Source organism: Streptomyces sp. R302, from assembly GCF_012927245.1.
In the GTDB taxonomy this organism is placed as follows: domain Bacteria; phylum Actinomycetota; class Actinomycetes; order Streptomycetales; family Streptomycetaceae; genus Streptomyces.
Map to the genome: position 1 here is coordinate 422823 of NZ_JABBGE010000007.1, position 13154 is coordinate 435976.

At 75.5% G+C, this 13154-nt stretch carries 14 protein-coding genes; 11 read left to right on the forward strand and 3 right to left on the reverse strand.

Translation table 11 applies throughout. From position 1 onward, the window contains the following. Positions 1–113 precede the first annotated feature (113 nt). The 7 genes from HHL19_RS23745 (at position 114) to HHL19_RS23775 (ending at position 6548) form a co-directional block, all read left to right on the forward strand. On the forward strand, positions 114–1661 hold the full coding sequence (locus HHL19_RS23745; RefSeq protein ID WP_169092313.1) for an ATP-binding protein: 1548 nt from the start codon (positions 114–116) through the stop codon (positions 1659–1661). Further along, positions 1658–2059, forward strand: coding sequence for a roadblock/LC7 domain-containing protein (locus HHL19_RS23750; protein ID WP_043225763.1), 402 nt, complete (start codon positions 1658–1660; stop codon positions 2057–2059). Before HHL19_RS23745 ends, HHL19_RS23750 begins: the two co-directional genes overlap by 4 nt. After that, positions 2056–2412, forward strand: coding sequence for a DUF742 domain-containing protein (locus HHL19_RS23755; protein WP_169092314.1), 357 nt, complete (start codon positions 2056–2058; stop codon positions 2410–2412). Before HHL19_RS23750 ends, HHL19_RS23755 begins: the two co-directional genes overlap by 4 nt. Continuing rightward, a complete protein-coding gene (locus tag HHL19_RS23760; RefSeq protein ID WP_169092315.1) occupies positions 2393–3022 on the forward strand; it encodes an ATP/GTP-binding protein in 630 nt (209 codons plus the stop codon). The genes HHL19_RS23755 and HHL19_RS23760 overlap by 20 nt, the downstream gene beginning before the upstream one ends. Continuing rightward, complete coding sequence (locus HHL19_RS23765) at positions 3019–4248, forward strand: cytochrome P450 (RefSeq protein ID WP_169092316.1); 1230 nt, start codon at positions 3019–3021, stop codon at positions 4246–4248. Before HHL19_RS23760 ends, HHL19_RS23765 begins: the two co-directional genes overlap by 4 nt. Then, the gene (locus tag HHL19_RS23770; protein ID WP_169092317.1) at positions 4245–5483 is read left to right on the forward strand and encodes a cytochrome P450; all 1239 of its coding nucleotides are present in this window, start codon (positions 4245–4247) and stop codon (positions 5481–5483) included. Before HHL19_RS23765 ends, HHL19_RS23770 begins: the two co-directional genes overlap by 4 nt. 153 nt (positions 5484–5636) lie before the next feature. Beyond that, entirely contained in the window at positions 5637–6548 is a 912-nt protein-coding gene (locus tag HHL19_RS23775) for an adenosine kinase (RefSeq protein WP_169092318.1), read from the forward strand. On the opposite strand, the gene HHL19_RS23780 is transcribed toward HHL19_RS23775, so the two are convergent. Beyond that, the gene (locus HHL19_RS23780) at positions 6541–7218 is read right to left on the reverse strand and encodes an adenosylcobinamide amidohydrolase (protein WP_346768393.1); all 678 of its coding nucleotides are present in this window, start codon (positions 7216–7218) and stop codon (positions 6541–6543) included. The genes HHL19_RS23775 and HHL19_RS23780 overlap by 8 nt on opposite strands. A gap of 138 nt (positions 7219–7356) precedes the next feature. Further along, positions 7357–8175: a polysaccharide deacetylase family protein gene (locus HHL19_RS23785; protein WP_169092320.1), complete on the reverse strand. Its 819-nt coding sequence runs from the start codon at positions 8173–8175 to the stop codon at positions 7357–7359. A gap of 219 nt (positions 8176–8394) precedes the next feature. Here HHL19_RS23785 and HHL19_RS23790 point away from each other — a divergent pair, with 219 nt between their 5' ends. From HHL19_RS23790 to HHL19_RS23805, 4 genes are all read left to right on the forward strand, one after another. Further along, the gene (locus HHL19_RS23790) at positions 8395–10197 is read left to right on the forward strand and encodes a SpoIIE family protein phosphatase (RefSeq protein WP_169092321.1); all 1803 of its coding nucleotides are present in this window, start codon (positions 8395–8397) and stop codon (positions 10195–10197) included. A 144-nt stretch (positions 10198–10341) separates the two neighbouring features. Next, the gene (locus HHL19_RS23795; RefSeq protein ID WP_169092322.1) at positions 10342–10800 is read left to right on the forward strand and encodes a PP2C family protein-serine/threonine phosphatase; all 459 of its coding nucleotides are present in this window, start codon (positions 10342–10344) and stop codon (positions 10798–10800) included. Continuing rightward, positions 10797–11195: a hypothetical protein gene (locus HHL19_RS23800; protein WP_169092323.1), complete on the forward strand. Its 399-nt coding sequence runs from the start codon at positions 10797–10799 to the stop codon at positions 11193–11195. The genes HHL19_RS23795 and HHL19_RS23800 overlap by 4 nt, the downstream gene beginning before the upstream one ends. Positions 11196–11431: 236 nt before the next feature. Further along, positions 11432–12508 (forward strand): nitric oxide synthase oxygenase, encoded by a 1077-nt coding sequence (locus HHL19_RS23805; RefSeq protein ID WP_346768402.1) that lies wholly within the window; start codon positions 11432–11434, stop codon positions 12506–12508. 51 nt (positions 12509–12559) lie between these two features. On the opposite strand, the gene HHL19_RS23810 is transcribed toward HHL19_RS23805, so the two are convergent. Beyond that, on the reverse strand, positions 12560–13126 hold the full coding sequence (locus HHL19_RS23810; RefSeq protein WP_346768394.1) for a hypothetical protein: 567 nt from the start codon (positions 13124–13126) through the stop codon (positions 12560–12562). Positions 13127–13154: the final 28 nt, after the last annotated feature.

The window sequence follows — 13154 nt, forward strand, 5'->3', positions numbered from 1 at the left end:
TGTGTCACTCCGGATACCGATCCGATCAGGGTGAGTTTCGAACCGATCAACAACGCATCTATAGTGCGGTCGTTCCGAACGTCCCCTGTGCTTGCCTCTCGAGAGTCCGGTTGATGTCGGCGTCGCCCACCCCGTTCCGCCCTGCCCTGATCACCTCGCTGCTGACCCTCGCCGCGGGCGGTGCGCTCACCGCCGCCGCGACGAGCGCCGCACCGGCCGAAGTCCGGTCCTCGCTGGCCTGGTTCGCGGCCTGCGGCGTGCTGCTGCTCGCGGCCGCCGCCTTCGCCGTCACCTGGTACGCGCGCACCGCCCGCGGACTCGCCCGGCAGACCGAGCGACTGACCGCGCAGGTCGCCTCCCAGGACACCTACGCCGCCCAGCGCCAGGCCGCCGCCGAGCGCGAGGCCGCGGCCCTGAAGGAGCGTCACGAGGCCCAGGCCGCGGCGGAGACGGCCGCCCACGCGGCCCGCGCCGACGAGCTGGCGCGCGCCCAGCGGGCCGAGGCCGAGCGGCTCGCCGCCCGTCACGCGGCCGCGGTCGCCGGCCTGGAGCAGCGGCTGCGCCGCGCCGAGTCCGCCCGCTCCGCCGCCCTCGCCGCCGCCGCCAACGCGGCCGGCCGCATGCAGGCGCTGGCCACGAGCATGATGGCCGACCTGCGGGAGATGGAGCACCGGCACGCCGACGAGGACGTCCTCGCCGACCTCCTCCACCTCGACCACCGCACCGCGCAGGCGGGCCGCCTGGCCGACTCCGTCGCCGTGCTCACCGGCGCCCGGTCCGGCCGCCGCTGGGCCCGGCCCATCGTCATGGAGTCGATCCTGCGCGGCGCCATGGGCCGCATCGCCGGGTACCAGCGGGTCCGGCTGCACTCCAAGTGCGAGGCGGCCGTCGCCGGGCACGCCGCCGAGGGCGTGATGCACGCGCTCGCCGAACTCCTCGACAACGCCGCGAACTTCTCCCCGCCGAGCGCCGAGGTCCACGTCTACGTGGAGGAGGTCCCGGCCGGTGTCGTCGTCACCGTCGAGGACAGCGGTCTGACCATGAGCGACGTCCAGCTGCGGCGCGCCGAGGCCGCCGTCGACGCGAGCACCCAGGACCTGGCGGGCCTCTCCGGCACCCGCCTCGGCCTCCACGTCGTCGGCCGGCTGGCCCGCAAGCACAACCTGTCGGTCTCCTTCCGGCCCTCCGCCCGCGGCGGCACCGGCGTCGTCCTGATGATCCCCCAGGAGATCGTCAGCCGCGGTGCCGAGACGGCGGCGCAGACCGCCAGGGCCGCCGCGCCGCTCCCCGTGCCCGCCCCCCGCACCGCCCCCGACGCCACGCCGGCCGCCGCCCCCGAGTCTCCGGCCGTCGGCGACGGCGACGGAGGCGGCGACGGGACCCTGCTGCCGCGCCGCCGGCGCGGCCGGACCCTCGCCGCCCACCAGGACAGGACCCCGGCCGAGCCGCCCCGCCCGGCCGCGCCCCGCACCGGCGAGGCGTCCCGCGCCTCGGCCCGCTTCGGCGGCTTCCAGAGCGCCCTGCGCGGCACCGAGCCGAAGCCGGGCGACACCCCCGCCGCGGGCACCCCCACCACGGGCACCGGCGCACCGGCAGGCCCCTCGGCGGAACCGGCGGCGCCGTCCTCGAACGACCCCCATTCGGAAGGCAATCCGCGATGACCGGCACGACCACCGACGACAAGCTCAGCTGGCTCCTGGAGGGCCTGCTCGAACGGACCCCGGGCACCCGGCACGCCCTGGTGCTCTCCCGGGACGGCCTGAAGCTCTGCCGCACCTCCGGGCTCTCCGTCGACCAGGCCGACCAGCTCTCCGCCATCGCCGCGGGCATCCAGAGCCTGTCCCACGGCGCGTCCGTGGAGTTCGGCGACGGCACCGGCGGGGTCCGCTCCGCGATGGCCGAGTTCTACGGCGGGATCCTCTTCATCGTCGAGGCCGGGGAGGGCGCCCACCTCGCGCTTGTCGCCGACGAGGACGCCGACGCCGGGCTCGTGGGGCACAACATGACCGAGCTGGTCGAGCAGCTGGGCGAGCACCTCGTCGCGAGGCCGCGGGGATGAGCCGCGTCAGGCCGGGTCGCGACGACTCCCCCGACCGGCTCTACACCCTGACCGGCGGCCGCAGCAGCTCCGGGTCCACCGCCTTCGACGTGGTCACGCTCGTGGTGGCGGAGAGCGATCCGGTGCCCGGCATGCAGTCGGAGCACGCCGCCATCCTGCGGATGTGCCGCTTCCCCACCGCCGTGGTGGAGGTCGCCGCCGGGCTCGGGCTGCCCGTGTCGATCACCAGGATCCTGCTGGCCGATCTGCACGACACCGGCCGGATCAGCGCGCGGCACCCGCGCCCCGCCTCGTACCGCCTTCCCGATCACGACATCCTGGAGCAGGTGCTCGTTGGACTCCGCAATCTCTGAGCAGCCCCCGGCCCTGAGCAGCACCGCCGACAACGGACTGAAGATCGTCGTCGTCGGCGGCTTCGGAGTCGGCAAGACGACCCTGGTCCGCTCGGTCAGCGAGATCCGTCCGCTGAACACCGAGGAGACCATGTCGCAGGCGGGCGAGGGCATCGACGACACCGTCGGCGTCGCCGCCAAGACGGCCACGACGGTCGCCTTCGACTTCGGCCGGATCTCGCTCGACGCGCGCAACGTGCTCTACCTGTTCGGCGCGCCCGGGCAGGAGCGGTTCTGGTTCCTGTGGGACCGGCTCTTCTCCGGGACGCTCGGGGCGGTCGTCCTCGTCGACACCCGGCGGATCTCGGACTCCTGGTACGCCGTGGACCGCCTGGAGCACCACGGCACCCCGTTCGTCGTCGCCTGCAACGACTTCGGCGGGCCCGCGCACACCGCCGCCGAGATCCGCGACGCCCTCGACCTCGCCGACGAGGTCCCGCTGGTCTTCTGCGACGCCCGGTCCCGGGAGTCCAGCAAGCAGGTCCTCATCGCGCTCGTCGAACACCTGAAGCACGTCGTCGCCGCCGACCCCGCGCACGGTCGGCGGCCCGTCCCGGAGCCCGCCCCGTGAACCCTGCCGAGCCCGCGCCGGTCCCGCTGAGCGGGCCGCGCTTCCACACCGACCCGGTCGAGCTGTACCGGCGCATCCGGCGGGACCACGGGGCGGTCGCCCCGGTCGTCCTCGACGGCGACGTGCCCGCCTGGCTGGTCCTCGGCTACCGCGAGCTGCACCAGGTCACCAGCGACCCGGTGCTCTTCTCGCGCGACTCCGAGCTGTGGAACCAGTGGGACGCGGTCCCCGCCGACTGGCCGCTGCTGCCCATGATCGGCCGCAGGCAGCCGTCGATCCTGTACACGGTGGGCGAGCGCCACCGCGAGCGGGCGGAGGTGATCTCGTCCGCCCTCGAGTCCGTCGACCCGTTCGAACTGCGGCGGCGTGCCGAGCGGTTCGCCGACGAGCTCATCGACGGGCTGTGCGGCAAGGGCGAGTGCGACATCATCGCCGAGTACGCCATGCTCCTTCCGGTCCGGGTGCTCGCCAGCGTCTACGGCTTCGCCGACGAGCAGGGCCCGGGCCTCGTGACCGCCATGAACGACATGATCAACGGCGGTCCCGGCGCGCTGGCCGGGCAGCGGCACCTCGCCGAGTCGATGGTGGCGCTGCTCACCGCCAAGGCGGCGGCGCCCGGGGACGACGTCGCCTCGCGGATGCTCGGCAACACCGCCGGATTCACCGTCGAGGAGGTCGCCCAGGACCTCATGGTGATGATGGCCGCCGGCCACCAGCCGACCGCCGACTGGATCGGGAACTCGCTGCGCCTGATGCTGACCGACGACCGCTTCGCCGCCTCGCTCTCCGGCGGCCGGCACAGCGTCGGCGAGGCGATGAACGAGGTGCTGTGGGAGGACACGCCCACGCAGAACGTCGCCGGCCGCTGGGCCTCGCGCGACACGAACCTCGGCGGGCGGCACATCGCCCGCGGCGACCTGGTGCTGCTCGGGCTCGCCGCCGCCAACGCCGACCCGCACGTCCGGGCCGACGCCGGCGCCCTCACCGGCGGCAACAACGCGCACCTCTCCTTCGGCCACGGCGAGCACCGCTGCCCGTTCCCCGCGCAGGAGGTCGCCGAGACCGTCGCCAGGACCGGCATCGAGGTGCTGCTCGACCGGCTGCCGGACGTCGACCTCGCCGTCGCCGAGACGTCCCTGACACGTCGCCCCTCCCCCTGGCTGCGCGGCCTCACCGCGCTGCCGGTGACGTACACCCCGACCCCCGCCCTTGGAGGGACCGCATGACCTGCCCCATCGACCACACCGCGGGCGGCGAGCCCGTCGTCCTCGACCCGTTCGTGACAGACCTCGACGGCGAGAGCGCCCGGCTCCGCGCGGCGGGCCCGCTGGCCCGCGTGGTCCTGCCCGGCGGCGTGCCCTGCTACGCCGTCACCCGGCACGACGAGGCCCGGGCGCTCCTCACCGACGCCCGGCTCGTCAAGGACATCGAGCAGTGGGGGGCCTGGCAGCGCGGCGAGATACCGCTCGACTGGCCGCTGATCGGCCTCGCCAACCCGGGCAGGTCGATGCTGACGGTGGACGGCGAGGAGCACCGGCGGCTGCGCACGCTGGTCGCCCAGGCGCTCACCGCACGCCGGGTGGAGCGGCTGCGGGCCGGCATCGAGGCGCTGACGACGGGGCTGCTCGACCGGCTCGCGGAGCGCCCGGCGGGCGAGACGGTGGACCTGAAGGCGGAGTTCGCCTACCCGCTGCCGATGAACGTGGTCGGCGAGCTGATGGGCGTGGACGCGGCGGACCACCCGCGGATGAAGGCGCTGTTCGAGAAGTTCTTCTCGACGCAGACGCCGCCGGAGGAGGTGCCGCAGATGATGGCGGACCTCGGGACGCTCTTCGCCGGGATCGTGGCGGGCAAGCAGGAGTCGCCCGGCGACGACCTGACGAGCGCGCTGATCGAGGCCTCGGAGGGCGGCGACCGGCTGACCACCGAGGAGATCACCAACACCCTCCAGCTGATGGTCGCGGCCGGCCACGAGACGACGATCAGCCTCATCGTGAACGCCGTGGTCGCCCTGGAGACCCACCCGGAGCAGCGTGCCCTGGTGCTCAAGGGCGAGGTGCCGTGGGAGAACGTGATCGAGGAGACCCTGCGCTGGTCGACGCCCACCTCGCACGTGCTGATCCGCTTCGCGAGCGAGGACATCCAGGTCGGCGACCGGGTCCTGCCGAAGGGCGAGGGGCTGATCGTGTCGCACGGCGCGATCGGCCGGGACGAGCTCCGGCACGGTCCGACGGCGGGCGACTTCGACGTCACCCGCGAGTCGATCCGGCACATCGCCTTCGGCCACGGCCCGCACGTCTGCCCGGGCGCGGCGCTCTCCCGCCTGGAGGCCTCGGTGGCGCTCCCGGCGCTGTACGCCCGCTTCCCCGGGCTGCGGCTGGCCGTGCCGCGCGAGGAGCTGCGGAACAAGCCGGTCGTCACGCAGAACGACCTCTTCGAGCTCCCGGTCGTCCTCGCCTGACGCCGAACGCCCGTGCCGCGGTGGCCCGTTCCCCTCGGGGAGCGGGCCACCGCGCGTTTCCACACCCTCCCCTCTGCAAGTTTCCGCAAGATCTTGCGGAGCCGGAGGCGGGGCTGGTTGACTCGCCCGGGATCCGCGAGCGAGAGGGGAAGCATGAGCCACGCGTACGACGTCCTCGTCCTGGGAGGGGCGGGCGTCGACACCATCGTGTACGTCCCCGAGCTCCCGCTCCCGTACGCGGACAGCTACATGATCCGCCCCGGCATCGAGGCCCGCGCGGGCCAGACCGGCGACTTCGTGGCGCTCGGCGTCAGCTCCCTGGGCCTGCGCACCCACCACGTCGACCTGCTCGGCGACGACCACGCCGGAGACCTGGTCCGCGCCTTCCACCGCGACCGGGGCATCGACTTCACGGAGGTCCCGCAGCCCGGCGGCACCAAACGGGCCGTCAACCTCGTGAGCCCCGACGGCCGCCGGCTCTCCCTCTACGACGACAGCCGCTCCCGGGAGTCCGACCGCCTCCCGGAGGACCTGGTCCGCAAGCTCGCCGCGGCCAGCCGGCACGCCCACGTGTCGATCACGTACCCCTGCGCCTTCACCCTGCCGCTGCTGCGCGAGGCGGGCCTCACCGTCTCGACGGACCTGCACGACTGGGACGGCGAGAACCCGTACCACGAGCCGTTCGCGTACGGCTCCGAGGTCGTCTTCGTCTCGACGACGGCGCTGCCCGACCCGGCGGCGGCGATGCGGCGGATCCTGGAGCGCGGCCGGGCGGAGGTGGTCGTGGCCACGGCCGGCGCGGAGGGCTCGTACCTGCTGACGCGCGCGGGCGGCGAGCCGCTGCACGTCCCGGCGGTCGCCCCGCGCGGCCCGGTCGTCGACTCCAACGGCGCGGGCGACGCCTACGCGGCCGGTTTCCTCTTCGGCCGGCTCACCGGCGAACCCCCGGAACGCTGCGCCCTGTACGGGGCGGTGGCCGGGGCCCACGCCTGTACGGTCCCCGCCACCACGAGCGACGCGATCGACCGGGCGACGCTGCTCGCCGAGGTCGCGGCCCTCAGCTGACGCCGGGTGCGGGCAGCGCGGCGCCGACGGCCGCGTGGACGGCCCGGGCGAGCCGGGCGCCCCAGAGCGAGCGGGGGCCCGCGAAGGGTTCGGCGGGGCCGCCGGGCCGGGGTGCGCGGGCGAGGACGCAGACCGCGTCGGTCGGGGTCCCCGAGCAGTCGTGGCCGGCGTCGAGCAGCGCCTGCACCTTCGCCTCGGTGGCGGTGGCCACCGCGTTGACGAGGGCGGCGTCGGTGAGCGGCGCGGGCACGGTGACGACGATGTTGATCGTGCCGGGGGCCTGGGGTCCGGGGACCCCCGCTCCCGGTGCCGCCGCCCAGCCGCGTACCTCTATGCCGGCGGTGGCGACCGCGTCGACGCCGCCGTCGGCGGCGGTCCCGCGCCGGGTGACCTCGGCGGCGGTCATCAGGCCGACGCCGGGCCCCTGCAGTCCGGCGCGGCGGGCGAGCGCGGCGAGGTGCGCCTCGGGGTCGGTGCGGGTGTAGCCGTGGGCGACCTGGACGTTCATCACCCAGGCCCGTTCCCCGATGCCGCCGCCGAGGACGGCGCTGCTGACGGCCCGCCAGCCGGGGCCGTGGCGCCAGAGCAGGGCGCCGAGCCGCCGCCCGTCCTCGTCCCGTTCGAGCAGCTCCGGCGGGGCCGCACGGTTCGGTTCCACCACGACGGTCACTGCCACCCGCTCCTCGCTCACCCGGACGTCCCGGTGATCCTACGGGCCCGACCGTGAGGGTGAAGAAGCCCGGCGGGGCTCACCACCGGAGCCCCCGGACCCGCCGTCAGGCGCTGACGGACCGTACGGCACCGGCCCTCACGGGGTGTCCGGGGCCGTGCGCACCGGGAAGCTGAAGGTGCGGCCCTGCGCCTTCAGCCACGGCAGCACCTCCCGCAGCGCCGTCACGCTCTGCGCGCGGTCGCCGCCGCCGTCGTGGAAGAGGATCGTCGGCCCGTTGGGCAGCTCGTTCTTGACGGTCGCCACGATGGCGGCGGCGCCCGGCCGCTCGAAGTCCTTGGTGTCCACGTTCCACCCGAGCGGCCGCATGCCCGCGGCCGCGGCTATCTTCCGGCTGTCCGGCGTGAACGCCCCGCCCGGCGCCCGGTAGTACTGCACCTCGGCCCCGCCCGCGGCCTCCTCGATCAGTTTCCGCGCGTCGAGGATCTGCTGCTTCTGGTACGCGACGGACTTGTGGTCCATGGCCGTGTCGTGGGTCATGGTGTGGTCGCACAGCCGGTGCCCCTCGGCCACCACCCGCTTCACCAGGTCCGGGTGGCGCTCGGCCTGCGGGCCGATCATGCAGAAGACGGCCTTGACGTCGTTCTCCTTCAGGATGTCGAGCATCTTCGGCGTCCAGCGCGGGTCGGGGCCGTCGTCGATGGTGATGTTGACGGCCCGTCCGCCCGCCTCGGCGGCGTGCGCGATCCCCTCCGGCACCCGGGCCGTCGGCGCCGCGGGCTTGTCCGACCCTCCGGCCCGCTGCGCCGGGAGCTTCGGCGCGGCGGCGCCGCCCGCCCCCGGCGTGGCCGGCTCGTCCTCGCCCACCAGTGCCGTCGCCCCCCACGCGGCCAGGCTGATGCCGACCGCCGACGCCAACACGGCCACGTGCGCGGTGTACTTGCCCATCCGGCGCATGCGCCCTCCGATCCTCACGTTCCCGATGCGACCCCGCGCCTGCGGGCGCGCTCCCGGGGGAGAGGACGTACGACGACCCGAACGGGTTTCACCTGTTCGGCGGATGTGACAGAGCTACCGTTCGACTCCGATTCCGCTGCTGTTCGGATGGTGCGCCGGACGGGGTTCCGGTGCAGACTGTGCACCACACCTGGTCGAGTTCCCCTGGAGGCCGGAAGAGTGAGCGGCGGCAGCGGCGGACGGCGCCTGCCCGGAAGGGTCTCGCCCGTGCGGACCTCGACCGTGTACCGGTCCGCGGCTCTCCGCGCCCGACGCCGCCGTGCCGACGGCGCGATCCCGCTCGACGCGCCCGGCGCCGAGGAACGGCTCGCCTGGCTCAACGCCGCGAGCACCCGCATCGGCACCACCCTCGACCTGGAGAGCACCGCCCGGGAGCTGGCCGACTTCACCGTCCCCGGCTTCGCCGACGGGGCCGCGGTCGACATCCTGGAGAGCGTCCTGCACGGTGAGGAGGGCTCCCGCTGGACCGGCACCGGCGTCCCCCCGATGCGGGCGGTCGCGCTCTCCGCCGTCGACACCATGACCACCCTGGAGGCCGTCCCGGTCGGCGAGACCTATGTGCGCGACCAGAAGCGGCACGAGACCCTGCTCCACCGGCACTGTCTGCGGCGCGGCGAGCCCGTCCTGGTGGCACGGATGCGCGACGAGGACTTCGCCCGCGTCGCGCCGACCGCGAGCGGTGCGGCGAAGATGCGCGCCCTGGGCGTGCACAGCTATCTCGCGGTGCCGCTGATCGCCCGGGGGCTGCTCCTCGGCAGCGCCGACTTCGTCCGCGGCGCCGGCAGCCCGCCCTTCTCCTCCACCGACCTCGCCCTCGCCGAGCAGCTCGCGTCCCGCGCGGCCGTCTTCATCGACAACGCCCGGCTGTACGGCCGGGAGCGCGAGCGGGTCGTCTCGCTCCAGCGCAGCCTCCTCCCCCGCGCCACGCCCGTCACCCCCGGCCTGCGGGTGCACGCCGAGTACACGCCGTCGGCGGCCCGCCACCCGGTGGGCGGCGACTGGTACGACGTGATGTCCCTGCCCGGAGGGCGTACGGCCCTGATGGCCGGCGACGTCATGGGCCAGGGGCTGCCGGCCGCCGCCACCATGGGCCGGCTCCGGGCGGTCGCCCGCACCCTGATGACCCTCGACATGGCGCCCGAGCGGGTCCTCGCCCGGCTCGACCTCGCCACCCGCGACCTGGAGGACGACCAGGTCGCCACCTTCCTGTGCGCGGTCTACGATCCGGCGGACTCCCGCTGCACCCTGGCCGGTGCCGGACTCCTGCCGCCGCTGATCCTCGACGGGCGCGGCGGGGCCGAGTTCGTGCCGCTGCCGGTCGGGGCGCCGCTGGGCGCCGGGGTGATCCCGTACGACCCGGTGACGGTGACGGTCCCCGAGGGCGGCGGGCTCGTGCTGTACACCGACGGCCTGGTGAAGGCGCGGGGGGCCGACCTGGAGGAGCAGCTGGAGCTGCTGCGCTCCGCGGCGCTCGCCCTGCCGCCCGGCGCCCTGGAGGAGGGCGGGCTCATCGCGGCGGCCCCGGCCGGGCCCGGCCGCTTCGACGAGGCCGTGCTGCTGACGGCGCGCGCCGTGCCGCTGGACGCGGGGACCTCGCTGCGGGTGTGGCCGCTCTCCGCCGACGGCAGGGCCGCCTCCGAGGCGCGGCGCCTGGTCACCCGCCAGCTCGCCGAGTGGGGCCTGGACGACCTCGCCGACGTCTGCGAGCTGGTCGTCTCCGAGCTGGTCGGCAACGCCCTGCGGTACGGGAACGGGCCGGGCGAGCTGCGGCTGCTGCGCGGCGAACGGCTGGTCGTCGAGGTCTCCGACACCGGCCCCGACCTGCCGCAGATCCAGCACGCCGACCTCAGCGACGAGGGCGGCCGAGGCCTCCAGCTCGTCAACATGCTGTGCCGCCGCTGGGGCTCCTGCCGGACCTCCGGCGGCAAGGTCGTCTGGGCCGAGCAGAACCTCCCCTCCTGACGCCTCGCCCCCCCCAGGGCCGTACGTCCCGGCGCCGGGTGACGTCCGTCCCTGCCCGTGGGGGCGGAGGCGGGCGCATCCTGGCCGTCGAAAGGGCGCCGCGGACAGCCGTGGCGCGGGGACGCGACCGAGGGAGGACCAGCCATGCGGGCGGAGACGGCCGACCGCTTCTCGACGGTGCTGCTCGCCGAGATCCCCGACGACCGGCCGGTGATCCGGCTGCTGAGCTGGGGGCACCCGGCGCCGGTGGTGCGGCGGGGCGGGACGGTGGAGACGGTCGAGCTCTCCGCGCCGTCGGTGCCGGTCGACGCGCCGTTCGCGGTGGAGGAGGTGCCCTTCGGCCCCGGCGACCGGCTGCCGATGTTCACCGACGGCGTCACCGACATCCGCGACGCGAGCGGCGCGTTCTACCCGCTGGAGCGGCGGCTGCGGGCCTGGGCGGACGAGCCCGCCGACCGGATCCCCGCGCTGCTCGGGGAGGATCTGGACCGGTTCGGCGCCCACGGCCTGGAGGACGACACCACGGCGCTCCTGGTGGTGCGGGCCGGGGGCGACGGGGCCCTCGTCCCGGCCGGTGGCGGCCGTGCTATGAAGGCCGGATGACGCTCACACAGGGCCTGCGGGTGCGCCTCGCGGCCGATCTGAGGGTGGCCGGCGCGGTCACGGCGGCCGACGACCCGGCCGAGGAGCCCGCGGCGGTCGCCGGCGCCCTGCTGCTCGGGGCGGGGACGGAGGGGGTCGTCGAGCGGGTCGACGCGCCGGAGGAGCCCCGGCCGGACCCGGAGGCGGCCGAGTACGAACGGCTCGTCTCGCTGCTCGAATCGTTCGGCGCCCAGATGCCGCCGGCGAGCCGGGAGCGGGCGGAGGAGCAGGCGCGCGCGCTGGAACCGGCGTGGAACGCGTACCGGAACCGGCGTCCGGTCGTCACGGCGCGGGTGCGGCTCGACGGCGGCCTCGTCCTGGAGCGGGTGCGCGAGGACGTCCTGACCGCGCTGTGAGGGGCGGGAGCCGGGCACCATACCAGGACGGACCCCTCGCTCCGGCGAAGTTCGAACACTCTCCACAGTCGGGCGGCTCCGTACGGTAGTCCTGGGACCAGGGAGGAAACACCTTGGTCTTCAGTCTGATCCGTCGCCGCTCCGCCGCCCCCGCCGGTGCCGCGTGCCCGTACTCGGCCGCCGTCGCGGCCCCCGCCCCCGCCGTGGTCCCGCCCGCCCCGCGCGCGCCGGACCGGGTGGACCGGCGGCAGGCGGAGGAGTTCGTCCGGCAGTTCCACGACGAGTGCCCCGGCGCCGGGGACGTCGAGGCCCGGGTCCGTCGGGTGCGGGCCGAGATCGCCCGTACCGGCAGCTACGAGCACACCCCGGAGGAGCTGGCCTTCGGCGCCCGGGTCGCCTGGCGCAACGCGGCCCGCTGCATCGGCCGGCTCTACTGGAACAGCCTCGTCGTGCGGGACCTGCGCGGGGTGTCGTCCGCCGACGGGATCGCCGCCGCCTGCGCCGAGCACCTGCGGCTCGCGGACAACGGCGGGCGGATCCGCCCGGTCCTCACCGTCTTCGCCCCGGACCGGCCGGGCCGCCCCGCGCCCCGGATCGTCAACGACCAGCTCGTCCGGTACGCCGGTCACCGCGCCGCCGACGGCCGCTGGACCGGCGACCCGCGCGCGGCGGCGGCCACGGCCCTCGCCCGCGAGCTGGGCTGGAAGCGGGAGGAGGAGCCCTTCCAGGTGCTGCCGCTGATGGTGCGGGAGCGGCCCGGCGCCCGCCCGGAGTGGTACGAGCTGCCGGACGGGACCGTGCGGGAGGTGGCGCTGCGCCATCCCGAGCACGCGTGGTTCGCCGGCCTCGGGCTGCGCTGGTACGCGGTGCCCGCGATCAGCGACATGGTGCTGGAGATCGGCGGGGTGCGGTATCCGGCGGCGCCGTTCAACGGCTGGTACATGGGCACCGAGATAGGCGCCCGCAACCTCGCCGACGCCGACCGGTACGACCTGCTGCCGCTGGTCGCGGAGAAGCTGGGCCTGGACCGCTCCTCGGAGCGGACGCTGTGGCGGGACCGGGCCCTGGTGGAGCTGAACGTGGCGGTCCTGCACTCCTTCCAGGAGGACGGGGTGACGATGGCGGACCACCACACCGAGTCCGAGCGCTTCCTGCGCCACATCGCGCGGGAGCGGCGGCACGGCCGGCCGACGCCGGCCGACTGGAGCTGGATCGTCCCGCCGCTGTCGGGCGCGGCCACGCCGGTCTTCCACCGCTACTACGACGCCGTCGACCCGGCCCTGCGCCCGGCGTTCCTCCCCCGGCAGGGGTAGCCGCGCCGAGGCAGGAGCCGTACCGGCGGGGCCGGGGCCGTACCGCCGACGTCAGTACCGGCCGCCGCCCGCGCGGTTGCCGCGGCCGCCCCGGCGGGGCCGCCGGCCCTGGCGGGGGCCGGCTGGGTCGGTGGCGCCGCCGGCGGCCTCCGGGGAGGAGAACAGGACGGGGACGCCCGGGCCGCCGGTGACGGCCGGGGCGGCCGGGGCCGCAGAGCGCGGCTCCGGGACCCGCTCCGGTCTCCGGGTCTCGGCCGGGCTCGCGGCGCGGGCCACGATCCGGGCGTGGGTGATCAGCGGGGCGCACGCCTCGCAGATCTCGGCGAGCGTCCACACCTCGCCGACGGCCGGGTTGTGGATGAGGACGAGGAGGGTGCGGCCCGAGCAGAGCGCCCGGGCCTGGTGGTGACGGCAGCCGGCCCCGCCGCAGGCGCACGCGGCGTTCGGGCGCGGGGTCGCGAGGCGGGCGTGCGCCCGGACGTGCTCGGCGGCGAAGGCGCGCAGCGCGCGGACGTCCTTGGAGCGGTCGGGCATGCGGCAGCCCGCGGTGGTGCAGCTGACCCGCGCCGAGTGGTCGTGGTGGCCGGTGAGGCGAATCGTCCAGGTCCTGCCTGGCACACGGGATCCGAGTGGCATGCTCAACGCG